This is a genomic window from Arthrobacter sp. Soil_N43, from assembly GCF_057655195.1.
In genome coordinates, this window is sequence record NZ_JBDGML010000118.1 from 63,208 (window position 1) to 83,287 (window position 20,080).

Genomic DNA, 20,080 nt, shown 5'->3' on the forward strand with positions numbered 1-20,080 from the left:
TTGGTGGATTCATCCGACGTCCAGGCAGACCTCAAGCACGTTCTCTACACCAAGGAACAGATCCAGCAGCGCATCACTGAACTCGCGGCGGAGATCGACAAGGACTATGAAGGCCGCGAACTCCTTATCGTGGGCGTGCTGAAGGGCGCGGTCATGGTCATGGCCGACCTCGCGCGCGCCCTCCACAGCCACGTGTCCATGGACTGGATGGCCGTTTCCTCCTACGGCTCCGGCACGCAGTCCTCCGGCGTGGTCCGCATCCTCAAGGACCTCGACACCGACCTCATGGGCAAGGACGTGCTCATCGTGGAGGACATCATCGATTCCGGGCTCACGCTCTCCTGGCTCAAGACCAATCTGGAGTCCCGCGGCACCGCGTCCGTCGAGGTCTGCACGGCATTCCGCAAGCCGACGGCCGCCAAGGTGGAGATCGACGTCAAGTACGTCGGCTACGACATCCCCAACGAGTTCGTGGTGGGCTATGGCCTGGACTACGCCGAAAAGTACCGCAACCTCGACTTCGTGGGCACCCTCGCGCCGCACGTCTACGAATAAGCTCCGCAATTCGCCGGGGCTCTGCATTTCTGCACCGCTTTCGGTAACCGCGCCGCCGTCGAACCCTCTGTTTGAGGGCCCGCCAGCGGCGCGACTGCTTTAAGGCGGGCTTAAAGAGGAGCAAAAATGCGGCCTCGGGGCAGGCGCGTGGGCGGTGCCAGGCAGTCAGCGCGGCGCAAGAGGGCGCGCGGCGTCACCGGGTTGTCCGCGGGGGAGTGGCCAGAGTCAGCCGGATCTGTTCCAGCATCTGCTCGGGGCGGTGCAGCACGTCCTCGTAAAGGTACCGCAGCACCCGGTAGCCGGCTGCTGCGCCGACATTGTTCCGCCGGATGTCCTTCTTGAACTGGGCCTTGTTGAAGTGGAAGCCCACCCCGTCAATCTCAACAATCAGGCATCCGTTGATCAGGAAGTCCACATAGCCGATGCCCTCAAGGAATACCTGCGTCCGGACCTCGAATCCGTGGCGTCGAAAGAGGACGCGGGCCACCGTTTCCAGCAGCGAATCCGCACCGCGCTCGGCAAGATTCAGAACAGCCCTGGCGCGGCCGTTCCGGCTGCCGGGCAGCAGCCGCCGAAGGAAACCGGGATCGGTCTCGCCGCGGGTGTAGGCACATTCGACCATCACGAGGGCTTCCAGTTCGGGGAGGCACTGGAGTGCATGGACCAGGACGTCCTTCAACGGAAGCACCGGAGGCAGCAGCGTCGAGATATTTCCGTTGAACCGATGGGCCACGACTTGGGAGGAGAGGCGCCGGTGGTTGGCCGCCAGGTGTGGCCGGCCAGGATTCCTCAGCGTCCAGAGCGAATAGTGGCCCGCCGCCGACACGCAGGTAACGGCTGCGTTGAGTTCGAAGGCGCGCACGAAGTCATCGCTGGCTCCGGGCGAGCGGTAGACGCCGTGCCGGGGTTTCAGCACCAGCCCTGAGTTCACTGCCTGGCCTATTTGGCTCCGGGTGAAGCCAGCCCTCCGGAGGTGCGCTAGCCTGGCCACGCCGCCCTGCCGGGTGAGGAAATCCGAAGGCTGCATAGCGTCCAGCGTGCCCGGCCGCACGGCCAACCGGAACATGGACAGCGCGCTATGTGGAGAACCTGCCGGGCAACGGTCATGACGCACTTCTGCACCACTTTGGCGGACCGCGGACAGGACGGACTCAGGTGTTACGCGGGAGCAGGATCCGGCGCGGCGCCAAAGTGGTGCAAAAATGACATGGCGGCACCGGGCACCTCCGGCTGCGGGCTCCAGCGTGCGGAGACTACGCCCATAGGGAACTTTTGCCGTACACCGTGCGTGAATTAGGGCGGCGGTGTAATGCTAGAAGCTGAAGCAGCACCACACGCGCGCAGACCACGCGCCGTGCAGCACTACCAGGAGGGACGGGGCCAGCCCCCGAACAGATGAAAGCTAAGAGTTTCTTCAAGGGCCCGGGCATCTGGATCATCGTTGTTGTCGGTATGCTCCTGCTGGCCTTTGCAACGTTGGCTCCGGGCGGTGCGACGCGGATCGACACCCAGCCGGGCCTCGAGTTGCTTGCCGAGAGCGGCAAGGTTGAACAGGCAAAGATCTTCGACGGCGAGAACCGCGTTGATCTGGTCCTGAAGGACAACCTGGTCATCGACGGGCAAGACAAGGGCAAAAACGTCCAGTTCTTCTTCGTCAACGACCGCGGGCCTGATGTGGTTAAGGCCGTCACCGACTCCAACCCCTCCAAGGGATACACGGACCAGCCGGTCGAGAGCAACTGGCTCTCCGGGCTGTTCTCCCTGCTGATCCCTGTGCTGCTGCTCGGTGTCCTGTTCTGGTTCCTGCTGTCGCGGATGCAGGGCGGCGGGTCCAAGGTCATGCAGTTCGGCAAGTCCAAGGCCAAGATGGTCAACAAGGACATGCCGCAGGTGACCTTCGCGGACGTCGCCGGTGCGGATGAAGCCGTTGAAGAGCTTCAGGAAATCAAGGAATTCCTCGCCGAGCCGGCCAAGTTCCAGGCTGTGGGCGCCAAGATCCCCAAGGGTGTGCTGCTGTACGGCCCTCCGGGCACCGGCAAGACCCTGCTGGCCCGCGCTGTCGCAGGCGAGGCCGGTGTGCCGTTCTTCTCGATCTCGGGTTCGGACTTCGTCGAAATGTTCGTCGGTGTGGGTGCCTCCCGTGTTCGCGACCTCTTCGAACAGGCCAAGTCCAACTCGCCCGCCATCATCTTCGTCGACGAGATCGACGCCGTCGGCCGCCACCGCGGTGCCGGCATCGGCGGCGGAAACGACGAACGCGAGCAGACACTCAACCAGCTGCTCGTCGAAATGGACGGCTTCGACGTCAAGACCAACGTCATCCTGATCGCCGCCACCAACCGGCCCGACGTGCTGGACCCCGCGCTGCTGCGCCCCGGCCGTTTCGACCGGCAGATTTCGGTCGAAGCCCCGGACCTCGTAGGCCGCGACCAGATCCTCCACGTACACGCCAAGGGCAAGCCGATCGCACAGGGCGTGGACCTCAAGGCGGTTGCCAAGAAGACCCCGGGTTACACCGGCGCGGACCTTGCCAACGTGCTCAACGAGGCCGCGCTGCTGACCGCCCGCTCCAACGCCAACCTGATCGATGACCGCGCCCTGGATGAGGCCATTGACCGAGTCATGGCCGGCCCGCAGAAGCGCAGCCGCGTCATGAAGGAACACGAGCGCAAGATCACGGCCTACCACGAAGGCGGCCACGCCCTGGTGGCGGCGGCACTGCGCAACTCCGCGCCGGTCACCAAGATCACCATCCTGCCCCGCGGCCGCGCCCTCGGCTACACCATGGTGGTTCCGGAGAACGACAAGTACTCCGTCACCCGCAACGAGCTCCTCGACCAGATGGCCTACGCCATGGGCGGCCGCGTCGCCGAAGAGATCGTCTTCCACGATCCCTCCACCGGCGCCTCGAACGACATCGAAAAAGCCACCGCCACGGCCCGTCAGATGGTCACGCAGTACGGCATGAGCGAACGCGTCGGAGCGGTACGCCTCGGGCAGGGCGGCGGCGAGCCGTTCCTCGGCCGCGACGCCAGCCACGAGCGCAACTACTCGGACCAGATCGCCTACATCGTCGATGAGGAGGTCCGCCGCCTGATCGACCAGGCGCACGACGAGGCCTACGCCATTCTCACCGAAAACCGCGATGTCCTGGACCGTCTGGCCCTGGAACTGCTGGAACGCGAAACCCTGAACCAGGCCGAGATCGCCGACGTCTTCCGCGACATCCGCAAGCGCGACTTCCGGGAAGTGTGGCTGTCCAAGGAAACCCGCCCGGTCCAGAAGGCCGGCCCGGTGGAGTCGCGGCTGGAGAAGGCCGAACGCGAGGCCCAGGAAGAGGCCAAGGAGGCCCGGCTGGAGGAGCCGCTGGACGCCCTGCCGCCGCATCCGCAGGGTGTTCCCGAGGATGCCACCTTCCAGGGCGGAGTCACGGAAGCGGGCCCGGACGGCCACCACGGCTAAGCTCTTTGCTGTGACTCACTTCGACGACGACGACTTTTCCGCCTCCACCGACCACTCGGCGCACGGCGGTTCCGGCAAGCACCACAAGGTGGACAGGCCACGGATTGAAGCGGCTGTGCGGGAAATCCTGCTGGCCATCGGGGAGGACCCGGACCGCGGCGGCCTGCAGGACACGCCCAAGCGTGTCGCAAAGGCCTACGCCGAGGTCTTCGCCGGCCTGCACCAGGACCCGGGCGCCGTGCTGTCCACCACCTTCGACCTCGACCACGAGGAACTGGTGCTGGTAAAGGACATCCCGTTCTACTCAACGTGCGAGCACCACCTCGTGCCGTTCCACGGTGTGGCGCATGTCGGCTACATCCCGTCGCACGACGGCAAGGTGACGGGCCTGAGCAAGCTGGCACGGCTGGTGGACATCTACGCCCGCCGTCCGCAGGTGCAGGAACGGCTCACCACGGAGATCGTCGAAGCGCTCGTCACATTCCTCAAGCCGCGCGGTGCCATTGTGGTGGTGGAATGCGAACACATGTGCATGTCCATGCGCGGCATCCGCAAGCCCGGGGCCAAGACCGTCACAAGCGCGGTCCGCGGGCAACTTCATGACCCGGCCACCCGTGCCGAAGCCATGAGCCTCATACTCGGAAGGTAAACAACAGACTATGGATTCCCTAGCTGCAGCACCTGGAACCGGACCCGCAACATCCCCGCTGCCCGTTCTGCGCAAACCGCGGCCGGCTGCCAAATTTGAAGACCTGCCCACCGGCCGATCGCTCGTCATGGGCATCCTGAACGTCACCCCGGATTCGTTCAGCGACGGCGGCAAGCACGCGACGGCGGACACCGCCATTGCTGCCGGCCTCCGGATGTTCTACGCCGGAGCGGACATCATCGACGTCGGGGGCGAGTCCACGCGCCCGGGCGCGGAGGACGTCAGCCCCGAAGAGGAGCAGCGGCGCGTCCTGCCCGTCGTTGCTGCGCTGGCCAAGGCCGGCGCCCTGGTCAGCATCGACACCACCCACGCCTCCACGGCGGAAGCCGCCCTTGAAGCGGGAGCGGCGATCATCAACGATGTCTCCGGCCTCACCATCGAGCCGGGCATGGCCGAACTCGTGGCCAGGAGCAAAGCTCCGTACGTTCTGACCCACCGCCGCGGCGATGCGAAGACCATGACATCCCTGACCGACTACCAGGATGTGGCGGATGACGTTGTCGCCGAACTCAGCGGCGTGCGGGACAAGCTGTATGCCGCAGGCGTGCAGCCTGAGCAGATCATCATTGACCCAGGCATCGGCTTCTCCAAGACGGACGAGCAGAACTGGGAGCTCCTGAGGAACCTTGACCGGCTTGAGGCGATGGGCCACAAAGTCCTCGTCGGGGTCTCGCGCAAGCGCTTCCTGGGCACACTGCTGACCGTGGCCGGCAAGGCGGCGCTCCCGGAGGAGCGTGACGCCGCCACCGCCGCCATCACTGCGATCACCGCCGCCCGCGGCGCCTGGGCCGTGCGCGTGCACGACGTCGGTCCCAGCCTGGACGCCGTCAAGGTCGCCGCCCGCCTGGGCGCACCGAATTCCGGCCGCTGACTAGGAGAGGCTGAGCAGGAAAACGATGGACAGGATCTCACTGCGGGGTGTCACCGCGACCGGCTATCACGGGGTGTTCGACTTTGAGCGCCGCGAGGGCCAGCCGTTTGTGGTGGACGCCGTGCTTCACCTGGACTTCGGCCGGGCCGCGGCATCGGACGACGTCAGGGATACCGCCCACTATGGGGAAGTGGCAGGGCGGATCAAAGACTGGATCACCGGTGAGCCCCTGAACCTGATCGAAGCCCTGGCTGTGAGAATGGCCGAAGGCCTGCTCAAGGAATTCAACATCGAAGCCGTGGAGATCACTGTGCACAAGCCCCAGGCGCCCATCGAGGTTCCTTTCGGCGACGTCGCCGTCACCGTCTACCGGGAGCGCACATGAACACGGCCCCCACGAACGGCCGCTATGCACGCGCGGTCCTGGCCCTGGGCAGCAACCTGGGGGAGCGCAACGACACGCTGTCCGGGGCCGTTGCGGACCTCGTGGACCGGCCCGAAGTGCGTCTTCTCGCGGTCTCGCCGGTGGTGCAGACCAAGGCGGTGGGCGGACCGGAAGGCCAGCCTGATTTCCTCAACATGGTGATTTCGGTGGAAACCTCCCTGGAACCCCTCGAGCTCCTCAGGCACTGCCAGGCGGTCGAAAACAAGCACCACCGGGTCCGCGAGGTGCACTGGGGACCGCGGACCCTTGACGTGGACATCATCGTCTACGGGGACCTGCAAAGCTCAGATCCCGAGCTGACCCTGCCGCACCCGCGCGCGGCTGAACGGGCCTTCGTGCTCTACCCGTGGTCGCTCATCGAGCCCACCGCAATCCTGAACGGGGAGCGGATCGGCGCGCTGGCAGCCCGGGCCGCCGATTTCGCGGGCCTCACCCCGTTTGACGGCTTCGGCGACTTCAACGGAATTCCCACGGCGGGGGCGGTGGAATAGCGGTGAAGCCCCTGAACCCGCTGCTGCTCGCGGTGGTCGGCCTGGCTCTGGCCATTGCTGGCTGGTCCGCCGCCGTGCTGGGTGGCCGGTACGGACTGGCCACCCCGGTGCTGCCGCCCACCGGCCTGGTGACGATGGGCGTGATCGTGGTCCTCACCCTGGTGTTGGGCATCCGTGTGTTGCGCTGGCGGAACGGCAAGAAGAAGAAAATGCTCAACCCGATCCTGGCCGCCTGGACCCTGGTCCTTGCGCAGGCCTGTGCCTACACGGGCGCCATGCTGCTCGGCTGGCATGCGGGGATCTTCGTTGAGCTGCTGCAGATCTGGAGCCTGCGCAACAGCCAGGAGCTCACGTGGCTCGCTCTCGGCATGGCCGGCGGCGGCCTGGTCATGATCGTGGTGGGGCTCGTCGTCGAACGCTTCTGCAAGATTCCGCCGGAAGACGGTGACTCCGAGACTGGGAACGGGCTACCGGGCCGGCCGCGTCCCGGCAAGGCCAAGGGGGAAGGCGAATATGCCTACCGCGGCGATTGATCCCCCCGGGGTCGTGTGGCTGCGCGTTTCGCCCAAATATGTCACGGTCCGCCTGGTGGAATGGGCCGTGGGCAACCTGATCACGGTGGCTGTCCTGAGCCTGCCCCTGGCGTTCGTCCTGCTGGGCTGGTGGCGCTGGCCGCCGTTGTGGTTCGCCATCTCGGTGCCTGCGTTCATAGTTGTCCTCGCGCTGTGGCGTCTGGTCCTGATCCCGCGGCAGGTCCGGGCCATCGGCTACGCCGAGCGCGACGACGACCTGCTGATCCGCGGTGGCATCTTCTTCCAGCGCGTCATGGTGGTCCCGTACGGCCGGATGCAATACGTGGACATCAGCGCGGGCCCGGTCGAACGGAGCCTGGGGCTGTGCACGGTCAAGCTTCACACGGCGTCCGCCGGGACGAACGCCACGATCCCGGGGCTGCCCACCGCGGAAGGTGCGCGGCTGCGGGAACAGCTCTCGGCGCGCGGTGAAGCCAGGCTGGCCGGACTGTGACCGCGGCCGGGCACCCTCCAGGAACGCCCGACGGCGCGTGGCTCCGGGTACATCCGGCGTCACCCTTCGTGCGGGGCTGGCTGGCGCTCGTGGCCATCGCGTACTTCTTCGGGCGTGATTCGTTCGAGAGGATGCTGCAGGGCGGGCCGCTCGTTGACGACCGGATAGCCGGCCGCGCCCCGTGGCTCCTCGCCGGCGGTGCCGTCATGCTGCTGCTGGCGGTTTCCGGGTTCATCCTGTCGTGGTACTTCACCCGGTACCAGGTGGCCGAAGGCTACGTCCGCGTCAATACGGGCTTCCTGTTCAAGCAGCAGCGCCAGGCCCGCTTGGACCGGGTCCAGGCGATCGACATTGTGCAGCCGCTGCTGGCGAGGATCTTCGGGCTCGCGGAACTGAAGTTCGAGGTGGCGGACGCCGGCGAATCCGCGGTGCGGCTTTCCTATCTCCGCCTGGACGACGCCCGGCAGCTGCGCGCCACCATCCTGGCGCGCGCCTCGGGCGTGCAGCTGGAGCCCGGGCAGGCCGAAGCAGCCGCACCGGAGGCGCCGGAGCACCAGGTGCTGCGTGTCCCGCCGTCGCGCCTCATCGGATCCCTGCTGCTGAGCGAGCAGAGTGTCTTCATCATCCTTGGCGGCGTGGCGTCCGTGGTGCTGTCCGCAATCACCGAGAACCGGGGATTTTTCCTCTACCTGATTCCCGCGGCGCTGGGCCTGTTCGCCGCCTACTGGGCATCGTTCCATAAGGGCTACAACTTCACGGCTGCCATCTCTCCGGACGGCATCCGCCTCCGCTACGGCCTGCTGGACACCCAGGCGCAGACCCTGCCGCCGGGCAGGGTCCAGGCGCTGCGGGTGGTGCAGCCGCCTTTGTGGCGCATCTTCGACTGGTACCGGATGCAGGTCAACGTGGCCGGGTACGGGGCCGTCGGGAACAACGGCGAGGGGGGATCGCGGACCACGCTGCTGCCCGTCGGCGGTGTCGGCGACGTGCTGAACATGCTGGCCCTGGTCCTGCCGGACCCGGGAACCGCCGACCCCGTGGGGGTTTTCCAGGGCGGGCTGAACGGCCTGGACTCCGACGGAGGCTTTGTGACCACGCCGCGCCGCGGCCGTTTCCTCGCCCCGCTGGGGTGGCGGCGGAACGGCTTCGCCGCCACGGACACTGCCTTGCTGATGCGGTCCGGCCGTTGGTGGCGGCAGCTTGTTGTGGTGCCGCATCAGCGCACGCAGTCGATGGCGCTGCACCAGGGTCCGCTGGCGCGCCGGTTCGGACTTGCGGATCTTGTGCTTCACACCACCGCCGGCCCGGTCACCCCGCGCGTGATCCAGGCCGGCGTGGACGAGGCGCGTGGGCTCTTCGACCAGCAGGCGGCCCGCGCCCGGGCCGCCCGGCGGCGCCAGACCAGCGAGCAGTGGCTGGCGCAAGTGGCCCCGCTGGTTGAGCAGCCGCCGGTGGTTGAGCAGCCGCCGGTGGTTGAGCCTGGGGCCACGACCGCCGGGATCCCTGGCCGAGCTGGCGAGGTTAGGGAGCGGTTGGGGAGCGAAACCGATCTCAACGGGCCCAACCAACGGACACACCAAACACACCAACAGGAAGGCCCGCAACGTGGCTAAGCCCGGACGCCTTGGCGTGGGAATCATTGGGGCCGGCAAGGTGGGCGCCGTCCTCGGAGCTGCGCTGCGCGCGGCCGAACACGCCGTCGTCGGGGTTTCCGCCGTGTCAGACGCCAGCCGGGAACGGGCTGAGACGCTGCTCCCCGGCGTTCCCGTCCTGGAGGTGCAGGACATAGTGGAGCGCTCGGAGCTGGTTGTCCTGGCCGTGCCGGACGACGCCCTGGGCGGGCTGGTGGAGGGGCTGGCGAAGCTCGGGGCCTGGCAGCCGGGGCAGCTCGTGGCCCACACGTCGGGCCGCTTCGGCGTTGGCGTCCTGCATCCCGTCCGTGCTGCCGGTGCCGTGCCGCTCGCCCTGCACCCGGCCATGACCTTCACCGGCATGAGCCTTGACCTGACCCGGCTCCTGGACTGCACGTTCGGTGTCACGGCGGATGCGGCCATGCTGCCCATCGCGCAGGCATTAGTGGTGGAAATGGGGGCCGAGCCGGTGGTGATCGCCGAAGCGGACCGGATTATTTACCACGCCGCCCTGGCGCACGGCTCGAACCACCTGGTCACGCTCGTCGCACAGGCATCCCAGCTGCTCAGCGAAGTGGGCGTGGACGCTCCCGAACGCATGCTCGGACCGCTGCTGAGGGCTACGCTCGAGAATGCCCTTGCCTCCGGAGAATCGGCGCTGACCGGCCCGGTGGCCCGGGGGGACGCGGGGACCGTCGCGGCGCATGCGCGGGCACTTCGCGAGCACGACGCCGGTACCGGCGGCGACATCCTCGCGGCGTACCTGGCGATGGCGCGGGCAACGGCGCGGCGGGCCGAAAGCAGGGGGCTGCTGAAGCCTGACCAGCTGGAGGACATCCGCGAAGCCCTCATGGCAACGGCTGAAGACGGACCAGACGAAGACGGCCCCGGGGCCAAGGGAGGACACTGACATGGCAATCCGACTCGTAACGACCGCGGCATCCCTGCGCGCCCAGAGCCGCCTGCTCCTGACCCAAAAGGAGGGTTCCTCCCAGGGACTCGTACCTACCATGGGCGCCCTGCATGAGGGCCACGCGCGGCTGGCGCGCACCGCCGTCGAACAGAATGACGTGGTGGTGGCCTCCATCTTTGTGAACCCGCTGCAGTTTGGCGATGCGGCGGATCTCGACCGCTATCCGCGCACCCTGCAGGATGACCTGGCGCTGCTCGAGGCGCAGGGGGTCGACCTGGTGTTCGCCCCCTCGCTGGAGGAAATGTACCCGGACGGGCAGCCGACCGTCCGGATCACGTCCGGCAGGCTCGGTGAAAAATGGGAGGGAGCGTCCCGCCCGGGGCATTTCGATGGCGCACTCACCGTGGTGGCCAAACTGCTGCACCTCGGGATTCCTGCCACCGGACTGCCCGGGGCCAACGCATTCGTCACCGGCTCCGGGGGAGGCCTCCCCGCCTACCGCGCCTACTTCGGGCAAAAGGACGCGCAGCAGCTGGCCCTGGTCAGGCAGATGGTCGCGGATCTGAACTTTCCGGTGGAAATCGTCGGCGTCCCCACCATCCGGTCAGCAGACGGGCTGGCGCTGTCCAGCCGCAACCGCTTCCTGTCGGCCGAGGAGCGCGACGCTGCGCTGGTCCTGTCCCGTGCGCTGCGGCTGCTCGAGGAGCGGGCCAATGCCCGCAAGCCGCTGGAGGTCGAGTCTGCCCGGGCCCTGATCGAGTCCCAGCCCCTGGTGGAGCTGGACTATCTGGAGGTGGTGGACCCCCGGACCCTGGAACCGCTGGCAGAGAACTGCCGGGAGACGCCGTTCCGGGGTGAGGCGCTGGCCATCGTCGCAGCCAAAGTCGGTCCGGTGCGGCTGATCGACAACCTCCCATTGAGCTCCTAGGGGGGACTTTCGGCGCCCTTCCGGGCGCTCTTTCCGGCGACCTTTGGAACCCGCGCCCCGTGCACGGGAATGTCCGGGAACACTAGACTGTTGGAGTCTGCAGCGGCGCTGCCCGCCGGCAATCCTTTCCAACTCTCTGAGGGTCTCTCCATGTCTACCGAAGTCACGTCAAATTCCTACTGTGAGCCCGGGCGGGAGCCTTCCGGAACCCAGGCCGCCCTACAGCAGACGGATGCCTCGACGGTCCGGACGCCGGAGGCCCACAGGCCTGCTCCCTCCGGCGACAAAATGTCGCGCGAGTCCGTCACGGTCATCGTCACGCTGCTCGTGGCCACTTTCGTGGTGATCCTCAACGAGACCATCATGAACGTGGCCCTGCAGCGCCTCATGGTGGATCTTCGGGTGGACGCCCCTACGGTGCAGTGGCTGTCCACCGGCTTCATGCTCACCATGGCCGTCGTGATTCCCACCACCGGCTTCATTCTGCAGCGGCTGTCCACCCGTGCCGTGTTCTTGCTGGCCATGGGGCTTTTCTCCGGCGGAACCGCGCTGGCCGCGCTGGCACCCGGCTTCGGGATCCTCCTGCTGGCAAGGGTCATCCAGGCAGGCGGTACCGCGATCATGCTGCCGCTGCTGATGACAACCATCCTCACCCTTGTTCCGTTGGCCCGCCGCGGCGCCGTCATGGGCAACGTCAGCATTGCCATCTCCGTGGCGCCTGCGATGGGCCCCACGGTGTCCGGCCTGATTCTGGAACACTTCTCGTGGCGGTTCATGTTCGTCTTCGTCCTGCCGATCGCGCTGGCAGCTTTGGCGATCGGTGCCCGCTACCTGACCAACGTTGGCGAGGCCGAGAAGGCCAAGCTCGACTTCCTGTCCGTCGTACTGACCGTCCCCGCATTCGGCGGGCTGGTGTACGGACTCAGCCAGATCGGCGGAGGCCATGGTGCCGGCGGCGGCCCCAGCACGGGCGCGCTGGTTGCCCTGGCCCTCGGCGTCGCCGGACTCGTGGCGTTCGTGCTGCGCCAGTTGCAGCTGCAGAAGTCCGAGGCGCCGCTGCTGGACCTGAGGGCCTTCAACTTCCGGATGTTCACGGTGTCGGTGCTGCTGATGGTGGTGGCCATGATCGCCCTCTTTGGCGCGGTGATCCTCCTGCCGCTGTACCTGCAGGAAATCCGCGGCCTGAAATCCCTCGAGACCGGCCTCGCGCTGCTGCCCGGCGGACTCGCCATGGGCCTGCTCGGCCCGGTGATCGGCCGGCTGTTCGACAAGGTGGGGCCGCTTCCCCTCACCGTGACGGGTTCGTCCCTGATGGTTCTGGCGCTGTGGCAGTTTTCCATGCTCGACGCCGGCACACCGGTGTGGTGGATCGTCACCCTGCACGTCGGACTGAGTTTCGGTCTTGCGCTGCTGTTCACGCCTGCCTTCACCACGGGACTGAACCCGCTGCCGCCGCACCTGTACTCGCACGGTTCGGCCATCATGAGCACACTGCAGCAGGTCGCGGGTGCCGCGGGCACGGCGCTGCTGGTGTCCATCTTCGCTGTGGTCGCGGCAGGCTCGGGGCTCGTTGCGGGAATGAGCGCCGCGTTCCTGACGGCAACAGTGATAGCCGTTGCCGCCGTCGTCCTCGCCGCCATGATGCGAAAGACGGCAGGCGCCGAAGCGGCCCCCGCCCCCGACCACTAAGCGCGAACGGACACTTAAGCCCCACCCCTGAGCGCGAACGGACACTTGAGGCCCTGCGGATACGGGGGCTTAAGTGTCCGTTCGCGCTGTGGTTTCCCGCGGGGGCGGATCAGCCGGCGAAGAAGTCGCTCAGCTCGGTGATCAGCCTGTCCGGGGCGCGGTTGACGCCGTCGTGCCCGAAGCCGGGGAGGATGGTGTAGCTCGAGCCGGAGAGGACGTCGTGGATCTGCCCGCACGCCACACCGAAGTAAGCCGGGCTCTTTTCGCCCACGATGATCAGCGTTTCGAGCGGCAGCTCCAGGAATGGCTCGGCAGGCATGTCCGCCGCGATGATCGCCTTGATCTCGCGGACGCCAGTGCGCATCATCTCGCGCTGCTGCTTTCCCACAGACGTGCCGGCCGTGAGCTTGTTGGCGAGGGTCAGCATGGACAGCGGCATCCGCGACGAGAAGGGGCCGCCCGCCTCCAGCCCCCGCTGCAGGACGGCGAGGGCACGGTCGTCGTCTCCCGCCGCCGTCGCGCGCTCATATTCCGTGGTCCAGTCGGCCTTGACACTCTGGTTGACGGACACCGCCGGATCGTAGACGGCGAGCCGCTCCACGGGCAGGTGGCGGGCCGCGTGAATCGCCACAGCACCGCCGAAGCTGTGCCCGAAGACGTCGGTGCTGGCGGTGTGCTTCATCACGGCTTCGAGGTCGCGGATGTCGACGTCCAGCGTGTAGTCGCCGGGCTGCTCGGACGAACTGCCGCGGCCCCGCCGGTTGAACGTGTGCACCGGCCGGCCCAGTGAAGCACTCAGCTTCTGGGCGAAGCGCGTGTAATCGGCTGCCGTGACCATGGATGCTGTCACCACAACCACGCCGGAGCCAGCGGAGGCGAGTTCAGCGCCCGTGCTGAACAACTCGAGAGTGCCGCCGTCGGGTGTGCTGATGATCTCGCGCGTCATGCTCTGAGCCTATCGGAGGTGGCGGTCCTCTGACAGCCGGGTCACGTCCGGAAGCGCTGGGGGATATCGCTCACCAGCGAGGCGGCGATTGCCTACCGGCGCCGGCGCCGCCTGCTGAGGGACTGGATGCTGCCGTCGGTGCCGTTCAGGAAGCGTGCCATCCGGACAGCCAGGCGTTTCCCGGGACGGATGGGACCTTCATGCAGCTGCCCCGGCACCACAGCGAACTCGATCGCGGGAACGGCTGCGGCCAGCTGGCGGCCGGTTTCGGCGAAGTATCCCGGGCTCCAGCCGCCGCTGAGCATCAGCGTGGGGGTGGTCAGCCCGGTGAAGTCAGTGAGTTCCGCGTTGGCGTCGAGCACCGCCCGCATTTCTGCGACGGCGGTGGGCAGGAGCTGCCGCATCTCCGCGCCGAGGTTGGTCCGGGCGGACAGGATGCTCAGCATTCGCAGGGCGCCCAGCGGCAGGTAGGACACCGGTCCCGCCGTGGCGAGGCCCTGCACCAGGTGCGCCCAGGCGTGGTTGAGTTGGCCATCGGTGACGGCCTGCTCCAGCTCCGGGCGCCACCGGTGGTCCAGGTTTCCGGACAGCGACACGGCGGCGTCGTACGTCACGAGCCGCCGGATCGGCACGCTGCGGGCAGCCTGCAGTGCCACGAAGCCGCCGTAACTGTGGGCCACCACATCCTCGGACCCGGTGGCCCGCATGACGGCGGCAAGGTCGCCCACCTCGGTGGCCGCCGAGTAGCCGTCCGGCTGCGGCGGGGATCCGGCCCGGCCGCGGCGGTTGTAGCAGTGCACCGGTCGGCTGAGCAGGAGGCTGAGTTTGCGGGCGAACGGCCGGTACAGGGCATCGGTCACCAGGGTGCCGTGGATAACTACGACGCCGGGAGCCTCCGCCGGGAGTGCGTCACCGGAGCCCGTGGCGGTGCCGGGAGCGGTGCGGGACGCTGCCGGGCCGCCGTCAGCGGAGGTGAGCAGCCCGGGCCGGAAGGAATGCACCTCCAGCCGGCCGCCGTCGTCCGTTTCAACAGTCCAGGTCTCCACAGCCCGAGTCTATGCCCAGCCCCTGATGTGCATACGGCAGCCGGAACGGGTGCCGCGGAAGCCGGAAAGCCGCGCAGGCGAAGTCCCGGTAAACTTGATGCTTGTGACTTCCCAAAACACCCCCGCCCCCAAAAATGCCCCCGAGCCGCTCGACGCCAGCGAGCAGATGCGCATCCGCATGGAAAAGCGCGCCAAGCTGCTCGAACGCGGCACCGAGGCGTATCCGGTGGGTGTTGAGCGGACGCATTCGCTCAGCGAAATCCGTGAAAAGTACGCACACCTGGAAGCCGACGACACCACCGGGGACGTCGTCGGCGTGACCGGCCGCGTGGTCTTCGTCCGCAACACCGGCAAGCTGTGTTTCGCCACGCTCCAGGAGGGCGGCGTTGACGGCAAGGGCACCCGCCTCCAGGCCATGCTCAGCCTGGCAAACGTCGGTGAAGAAGCGCTCGCGGACTGGAAAGCCCTGGTGGACCTCGGCGACCACGTTTTCATCAAGGGCGAGGTCATTTCCTCCCGCCGCGGAGAGCTCTCCGTCATGGCCGAATCCTGGTCCATGGCGTCCAAGGCCCTGCGCCCGCTGCCGGTGCTGCACGCCGAGCTGAACGAGGAAACCCGCGTCCGCCAGCGTTACGTGGACCTGATGGTGCGCGACGAGGCCCGCGAAATGGTCTACACCCGCGCAGCCATCACCCGCTCGATCCGCGAGAGCCTGCACCGCCACAGCTATGTCGAGGTGGAAACCCCCATCCTCCAGCTCGTCCACGGCGGCGCCCTGGCCCGCCCGTTCGAGACGCACATGAACGCGTTCGACCAGAAGATGACCTTGCGCATCGCCACCGAGCTGTACCTCAAGCGCGCGGTGGTGGGCGGCATCGACCGTGTCTACGACATGGGCCGCGTTTTCCGCAACGAGGGCGTGGACTCCACCCACAGCCCCGAATTCACCACCCTCGAGTGCTACGAGGCCTGGGCGGACCAGTTCGTCATGGCGGACCGGATCAAGGAGATCATCCTCGACGCCGCGGACGCCGTGGGCGCCGGCCGCACCCTGCAGACCGACGCCGGCGAAATCAACCTCGACGGCGACTGGGCCTGGCTGGCCGTGTACCCCGGCCTGTCGGAGGCAGTCGGAGTGGAGATCACCCCGGACACCACCCTGGAGGAACTGCGCGCAGTCGCGGAAAAGCACGAGGTCAAGGTGGACCCCAAGTGGGACGCCGAGAAGCTCGCCGTGGAACTCTTCGGCGAGATCGTTGAGCCCACCCTGCTGAACCCGACCTTCGTCTACAACTACCCGCCGTCGGCCCAGCCGCTGGCCCGCCCGCACCGCGAGGACGGCCGGCTGATCGAGGCCTGGGACCTCATCATCGGCGGCATGGAGCGCGGCACCGCCTTCTCCGAGCTCATCGACCCCGTCATCCAGCGCGAACGCCTCACCGAACAGTCACGGCATGCGGCGGCAGGCGACGTTGAAGCCATGCAGCTGGACGAGGACTTCCTGCGCGCCCTTGAGTACGGTGCGCCTCCCATGGGCGGCATCGGCCTCGGTATTGACCGCCTCGTCATGCTCTTCACCGGCGCCGGAATCCGGGAGACCATCCTGTTCCCGCTCCTGAAGCCAGAAGGCCACTGACCGTGGAGTATGTCGCAGTCCTGCTGCCCTCACTAGTGGTGGGCCTGCTGTTCTGGTTTGCCATGAAGGCGATCTTCAATGCTGACAAGGCCGAACGCCAGGCCGAGGCCAAAGCGCAGGCCGAAGCTGATGCGCGCTCCGCGCAGGCCGCCCAGCAGAATAAGTCGCAGCCCGGAACGCCGCCGAAATCGCCGCAGGACCGCCCGCAGGCATTTCCGCCGGCAGGCACTTCGGGATCTCCGGACGAATCTGACAAATAGCGGCGGCCATTTCTTCTCCGGCTACGCCAAGGAACCAATGCGTGTTTTGACGCGTTGCCTTAATCGGGGAGATACTTTAGGTGGAAACATCCTGCTTATCTGATCACACGTCCCTTTCCAAAAGAGAGAATTTTGATGGCACAGAAAGTAAATATCGTCCTCGTTGACGATCTGGATGGGGGATCGGCGGACGAAACCGTCCGCTTTGGGCTCGATGGCGTCAGTTATGAAATTGACTTGTCAACGGCCAATGCTTCAGAACTGCGCTCGGCACTGGAACGCTTTGTTTCCGCCGGACGCAAGACGTCCGGCGGCCGCCCTGCCCGTACCAGGGCAACCGGCGGACGCAATCAGGACTCTGCGCAGATACGCCAATGGGCCAGGGATCACGGCTACACGGTTAATAGCCGCGGCCGTATCCAGGCGGAAATCCAGGAAGCGTACCAAAAGGCAAATGCCTAGATTGCTGTGGCTCTGAGCATTAAAGGGCGGCGCCCCCGGTCTACACCGGGGGCGCCGCCCTTTAATCACGCAATCTTGCCGCGGGAGCCGTATTCCGTGGCCCGCTTTGTGGGGCGGATTCTTCCCGCGCAAAAAAGATCTCGTAACCCCCACGAATCCCATTGACCCCTTGATTCTCTTGAGAAGCAGGAATCGGGGCGGGCGGTCAAAGTTTCCGGCGGAATGGCCCGGTATAAATCCGTCGCACCGTATGTGGCGGGCGCGCGGAACCGGCGGTTTCAGCCCGCTTCCAGCGGGCAGGTTGCGAAGCTGCGAACTCGGTGCGGTTTCCCCTGTGGCGAACAAGCTCCCCAAGTCGCACCTCGCCCACGTAGCATCAAAGTACGTCGTAGCTAGGAGTGTGGCGAAATGTTTGAGCGATTTACGGACCGTGCCCGTCGCGTAGTTGTGCTTGCCCAAGAAGAGGCACGCATGCTGAACCACAATTACATTGGTACCGAACACATCCTCTTGGGTCTGATCCACGAGGGTGAGGGCGTTGCCGCCAAAGCTCTTGAGTCCTTGAGCATTTCGCTCGACGGCGTCCGCGAGCAGGTGCAGGAGATCATTGGCCAGGGACAGCAGGCTCCCTCGGGCCACATCCCCTTCACCCCGCGTGCAAAGAAGGTGCTGGAGCTTTCGCTGCGCGAGGCCCTGCAGCTTGGCCACAACTACATCGGCACGGAGCACATCCTGCTGGGACTCATCCGCGAGGGTGAGGGTGTTGCGGCCCAGGTGCTGGTAAAGCTCGGCGCCGACCTCAACCGGGTCCGCCAGCAGGTGATCCAGCTGCTGTCCGGGTACCAGGGCAAAGAGGCCACCGGCGCCGGCGTTGGCCAGGGTCAGGCCGAGGGGACTCCCGCAGGCTCAGTGGTCCTGGACCAGTTCGGCCGGAACCTGACGCAGGCCGCCCGCGAGAACAAGCTGGACCCGGTCATCGGCCGCGAGCAGGAAATGGAACGCGTCATGCAGGTCCTTTCCCGCCGTACCAAGAACAACCCCGTGCTGATCGGTGAGCCCGGCGTCGGCAAGACGGCCGTCGTCGAAGGCCTCGCCCAGGCGATCGTGCGCGGCGATGTCCCCGAAACCATCAAGGACAAGCAGCTGTACACGCTGGACCTCGGGTCCCTCGTGGCCGGCTCCCGCTACCGCGGTGACTTCGAAGAGCGCCTGAAGAAGGTCCTCAAGGAGATCCGCACCCGCGGCGACATCATCCTCTTCATCGACGAGATCCACACGCTCGTGGGTGCCGGTGCCGCCGAAGGCGCCATCGATGCGGCCTCGATCCTGAAGCCGATGCTGGCCCGCGGCGAACTGCAGACCATCGGTGCCACCACGCTGGATGAGTACCGCAAGCACATTGAGAAGGACGCCGCGCTTGAGCGCCGCTTCCAGCCGATCCAGGTCAAGGAGCCGTCGGTTGCCCACGCAATCGAGATCCTCAAGGGCCTGCGTGACCGCTACGAGGCGCACCACCGCGTCACCATTACCGACGGCGCCCTCGCCTCGGCAGCGAACCTCTCCGAACGCTACATTTCGGACCGCTTCCTGCCGGACAAGGCGATCGACCTCATCGATGAAGCCGGAGCCCGCCTCCGCATCCGCCGCATGACCGCTCCGCCGGAGCTCAAGGAAATGGACGAGCGGATCTCCGAGCTGAAGATGGAGAAGGAGTCCGCGATTGACGCGCAGGACTTCGAAGGCGCCGCAGCGCTGCGTGACAAGGAGCAGAAGCTCATCACGGAGCGCTCGGAGAAGGAACGCCACTGGAAGACCGGCGGGATGGATGACATCTCCGAAGTTGACGAGGACCTGATTGCTGAAGTCCTCGCGAACTCCACGGGCATCCCGGTGTTCAAGCTGACCGAGGAAGAGTCCTCGCGCCTGCTGAAGATGGAAGACGAGCTGCACAAGCGGGTCGTCGGCCAGGACGAGGCCATCAAGGCGCTGTCCCAGGCCATCCGCCGCACCCGTGCGGGGCTGAAGGACCCGAAGCGCCCCGGCGGTTCGTTCATCTTCGCCGGCCCCACCGGCGTCGGCAAGACCGAGCTGGCCAAGGCCCTGGCCGAATTCCTGTTCGGTGAAGAGGATGCCCTCATCACGCTGGACATGTCCGAATACTCCGAGAAGCACACGGTATCGCGGCTCTTCGGCGCCCCTCCCGGCTACGTCGGGTACGAAGAAGGCGGGCAGCTGACCGAGAAGGTCCGCCGCCGTCCGTTCTCCGTGGTCCTGTTCGACGAAGTGGAGAAGGCCCACGCGGACCTCTTCAACTCGCTGCTGCAGATCCTGGAAGACGGCCGCCTGACCGACTCCCAGGGCCGGGTGGTGGACTTCAAGAACACCGTGATCATCATGACCACCAACCTGGGTACCCGGGACATCTCCAAGAGCGTCGCCACCGGCTTCCAGTCCGGCACGGACACCCAGACCGGCTACAACCGGATGCGTGCCCGGGTCACGGAGGAGCTCAAGCAGCACTTCCGCCCCGAGTTCCTGAACCGTGTCGACGACGTCGTGGTGTTCCCGCAGCTGACGCAGGACGAGATCATCGAGATCGTGGACCTGTTCGTGGGCCGCCTCGAGAAGCGCCTCAAGGACAAGGACATGGGCATCGAGCTGACCAAGGCGGCCAAGGTGCTGCTGGCCACTCGCGGCTACGATCCCGCCATGGGTGCACGGCCGCTCCGCCGCACCATCCAGCGCGAGATCGAGGACCAGCTCTCCGAGAAGATCCTCTTCGGCGAGATCCACGCGGGCGACATCGTGGTGGTGGATGTGGACGGCGAAGGAGACGACGCCAAGTTCACGTTCGCCGGCAACGCCAAGCCCCGCATCCCGGAGATCGCTCCGAGCGCATAGCGGCAGCAAGCCGACAGTCGCACTCCAGCGCCAACGAAGCCCCGCCTGCACCCGCAAGGGAGCCGGCGGGGCTTCTGCGTGTCCCGGTTCGGTGGCGGTGCTTGCCGCG

At 66.6% G+C, this 20,080-nt stretch carries 19 protein-coding genes; 16 read left to right on the top strand and 3 right to left on the bottom strand.

Features of this window, described 5'->3' with window-relative positions; all coding sequences use genetic code 11:
* Window positions 1-3 precede the first annotated feature (3 nt).
* Window positions 4-555, top strand: a complete 552-nt coding sequence (gene hpt, locus AC3A3W_RS18535; RefSeq protein WP_205655128.1) for a hypoxanthine phosphoribosyltransferase — start codon at window positions 4-6, stop codon at window positions 553-555.
* 193 nt (window positions 556-748) lie between these two features.
* On the opposite strand, the gene AC3A3W_RS18540 is transcribed toward hpt, so the two are convergent.
* Window positions 749-1,582 (bottom strand): DUF559 domain-containing protein, encoded by an 834-nt coding sequence (locus tag AC3A3W_RS18540; RefSeq protein WP_487444461.1) that lies wholly within the window; start codon window positions 1,580-1,582, stop codon window positions 749-751.
* A 368-nt stretch (window positions 1,583-1,950) separates the two neighbouring features.
* Here AC3A3W_RS18540 and ftsH point away from each other — a divergent pair, with 368 nt between their 5' ends.
* From ftsH to AC3A3W_RS18595, 11 genes are all read left to right on the top strand, one after another.
* Entirely contained in the window at window positions 1,951-4,017 is a 2,067-nt protein-coding gene (ftsH, locus tag AC3A3W_RS18545; protein WP_205655130.1) for an ATP-dependent zinc metalloprotease FtsH, read from the top strand.
* A 10-nt stretch (window positions 4,018-4,027) separates the two neighbouring features.
* Window positions 4,028-4,666 carry a GTP cyclohydrolase I FolE gene (folE, locus tag AC3A3W_RS18550; RefSeq protein ID WP_487444463.1) on the top strand — a complete coding sequence of 213 codons (639 nt, stop codon included), beginning with the start codon at window positions 4,028-4,030 and terminating at the stop codon, window positions 4,664-4,666.
* A gap of 10 nt (window positions 4,667-4,676) precedes the next feature.
* Window positions 4,677-5,597, top strand: a complete 921-nt coding sequence (folP, locus tag AC3A3W_RS18555) for a dihydropteroate synthase (RefSeq protein ID WP_487444465.1) — start codon at window positions 4,677-4,679, stop codon at window positions 5,595-5,597.
* 25 nt (window positions 5,598-5,622) lie between these two features.
* Window positions 5,623-5,982 (top strand): dihydroneopterin aldolase, encoded by a 360-nt coding sequence (folB, locus tag AC3A3W_RS18560; protein WP_487444466.1) that lies wholly within the window; start codon window positions 5,623-5,625, stop codon window positions 5,980-5,982.
* Entirely contained in the window at window positions 5,979-6,533 is a 555-nt protein-coding gene (gene folK, locus AC3A3W_RS18565) for a 2-amino-4-hydroxy-6-hydroxymethyldihydropteridine diphosphokinase (protein ID WP_487444468.1), read from the top strand. Before folB ends, folK begins: the two co-directional genes overlap by 4 nt.
* Before the next feature lie 2 nt (window positions 6,534-6,535).
* Complete coding sequence (locus AC3A3W_RS18570; RefSeq protein WP_487444469.1) at window positions 6,536-7,066, top strand: DUF3180 domain-containing protein; 531 nt, start codon at window positions 6,536-6,538, stop codon at window positions 7,064-7,066.
* The gene (locus AC3A3W_RS18575) at window positions 7,047-7,559 is read left to right on the top strand and encodes a PH domain-containing protein (RefSeq protein WP_487444470.1); all 513 of its coding nucleotides are present in this window, start codon (window positions 7,047-7,049) and stop codon (window positions 7,557-7,559) included. Before AC3A3W_RS18570 ends, AC3A3W_RS18575 begins: the two co-directional genes overlap by 20 nt.
* Window positions 7,556-9,172: a PH domain-containing protein gene (locus AC3A3W_RS18580; RefSeq protein ID WP_487444471.1), complete on the top strand. Its 1,617-nt coding sequence runs from the start codon at window positions 7,556-7,558 to the stop codon at window positions 9,170-9,172. Before AC3A3W_RS18575 ends, AC3A3W_RS18580 begins: the two co-directional genes overlap by 4 nt.
* Window positions 9,165-10,100 (top strand): Rossmann-like and DUF2520 domain-containing protein, encoded by a 936-nt coding sequence (locus AC3A3W_RS18585; protein ID WP_487444473.1) that lies wholly within the window; start codon window positions 9,165-9,167, stop codon window positions 10,098-10,100. Before AC3A3W_RS18580 ends, AC3A3W_RS18585 begins: the two co-directional genes overlap by 8 nt.
* A 1-nt stretch (window position 10,101) precedes the next feature.
* Entirely contained in the window at window positions 10,102-11,031 is a 930-nt protein-coding gene (locus tag AC3A3W_RS18590; RefSeq protein WP_487444475.1) for a 4-phosphopantoate--beta-alanine ligase, read from the top strand.
* A gap of 150 nt (window positions 11,032-11,181) precedes the next feature.
* The gene (locus tag AC3A3W_RS18595) at window positions 11,182-12,720 is read left to right on the top strand and encodes an MDR family MFS transporter (protein WP_487444476.1); all 1,539 of its coding nucleotides are present in this window, start codon (window positions 11,182-11,184) and stop codon (window positions 12,718-12,720) included.
* Window positions 12,721-12,829: 109 nt separating this feature from the next.
* Here the strand turns inward: AC3A3W_RS18595 and AC3A3W_RS18600 are convergent, their stop codons facing one another.
* The gene (locus AC3A3W_RS18600) at window positions 12,830-13,666 is read right to left on the bottom strand and encodes an alpha/beta fold hydrolase (RefSeq protein WP_205655141.1); all 837 of its coding nucleotides are present in this window, start codon (window positions 13,664-13,666) and stop codon (window positions 12,830-12,832) included.
* A 92-nt stretch (window positions 13,667-13,758) separates the two neighbouring features.
* Complete coding sequence (locus tag AC3A3W_RS18605) at window positions 13,759-14,712, bottom strand: alpha/beta fold hydrolase (protein WP_487444478.1); 954 nt, start codon at window positions 14,710-14,712, stop codon at window positions 13,759-13,761.
* Between the two features lie 97 nt (window positions 14,713-14,809).
* Here AC3A3W_RS18605 and lysS point away from each other — a divergent pair, with 97 nt between their 5' ends.
* The 4 genes from lysS (at window position 14,810) to AC3A3W_RS18625 (ending at window position 19,971) form a co-directional block, all read left to right on the top strand.
* Window positions 14,810-16,348, top strand: coding sequence for a lysine--tRNA ligase (lysS, locus tag AC3A3W_RS18610; RefSeq protein WP_487444479.1), 1,539 nt, complete (start codon window positions 14,810-14,812; stop codon window positions 16,346-16,348).
* Between the two features lie 2 nt (window positions 16,349-16,350).
* Complete coding sequence (locus AC3A3W_RS18615) at window positions 16,351-16,608, top strand: hypothetical protein (protein WP_487444480.1); 258 nt, start codon at window positions 16,351-16,353, stop codon at window positions 16,606-16,608.
* Window positions 16,609-16,743: 135 nt separating this feature from the next.
* Window positions 16,744-17,070 (top strand): histone-like nucleoid-structuring protein Lsr2, encoded by a 327-nt coding sequence (locus AC3A3W_RS18620; protein ID WP_487444618.1) that lies wholly within the window; start codon window positions 16,744-16,746, stop codon window positions 17,068-17,070.
* 408 nt (window positions 17,071-17,478) lie between these two features.
* On the top strand, window positions 17,479-19,971 hold the full coding sequence (locus AC3A3W_RS18625; RefSeq protein WP_205655145.1) for an ATP-dependent Clp protease ATP-binding subunit: 2,493 nt from the start codon (window positions 17,479-17,481) through the stop codon (window positions 19,969-19,971).
* Window positions 19,972-20,080: the final 109 nt, after the last annotated feature.

Coding starts and splice junctions, on each gene's coding strand:
- AC3A3W_RS18540 (WP_487444461.1), bottom strand. CDS start 1,582: ATGCAGCCTTCGGATTTCCTCACCCGGCAGGGCGGCGTGGCCAGGCTA.
- ftsH (WP_205655130.1), top strand. CDS start 1,951: ATGAAAGCTAAGAGTTTCTTCAAGGGCCCGGGCATCTGGATCATCGTT.
- folP (WP_487444465.1), top strand. CDS start 4,677: ATGGATTCCCTAGCTGCAGCACCTGGAACCGGACCCGCAACATCCCCG.
- folB (WP_487444466.1), top strand. CDS start 5,623: ATGGACAGGATCTCACTGCGGGGTGTCACCGCGACCGGCTATCACGGG.
- folK (WP_487444468.1), top strand. CDS start 5,979: ATGAACACGGCCCCCACGAACGGCCGCTATGCACGCGCGGTCCTGGCC.
- AC3A3W_RS18575 (WP_487444470.1), top strand. CDS start 7,047: ATGCCTACCGCGGCGATTGATCCCCCCGGGGTCGTGTGGCTGCGCGTT.
- AC3A3W_RS18590 (WP_487444475.1), top strand. CDS start 10,102: ATGGCAATCCGACTCGTAACGACCGCGGCATCCCTGCGCGCCCAGAGC.
- AC3A3W_RS18595 (WP_487444476.1), top strand. CDS start 11,182: ATGTCTACCGAAGTCACGTCAAATTCCTACTGTGAGCCCGGGCGGGAG.
- AC3A3W_RS18600 (WP_205655141.1), bottom strand. CDS start 13,666: ATGACGCGCGAGATCATCAGCACACCCGACGGCGGCACTCTCGAGTTG.
- lysS (WP_487444479.1), top strand. CDS start 14,810: ATGCTTGTGACTTCCCAAAACACCCCCGCCCCCAAAAATGCCCCCGAG.
- AC3A3W_RS18620 (WP_487444618.1), top strand. CDS start 16,744: ATGGCACAGAAAGTAAATATCGTCCTCGTTGACGATCTGGATGGGGGA.
- AC3A3W_RS18625 (WP_205655145.1), top strand. CDS start 17,479: ATGTTTGAGCGATTTACGGACCGTGCCCGTCGCGTAGTTGTGCTTGCC.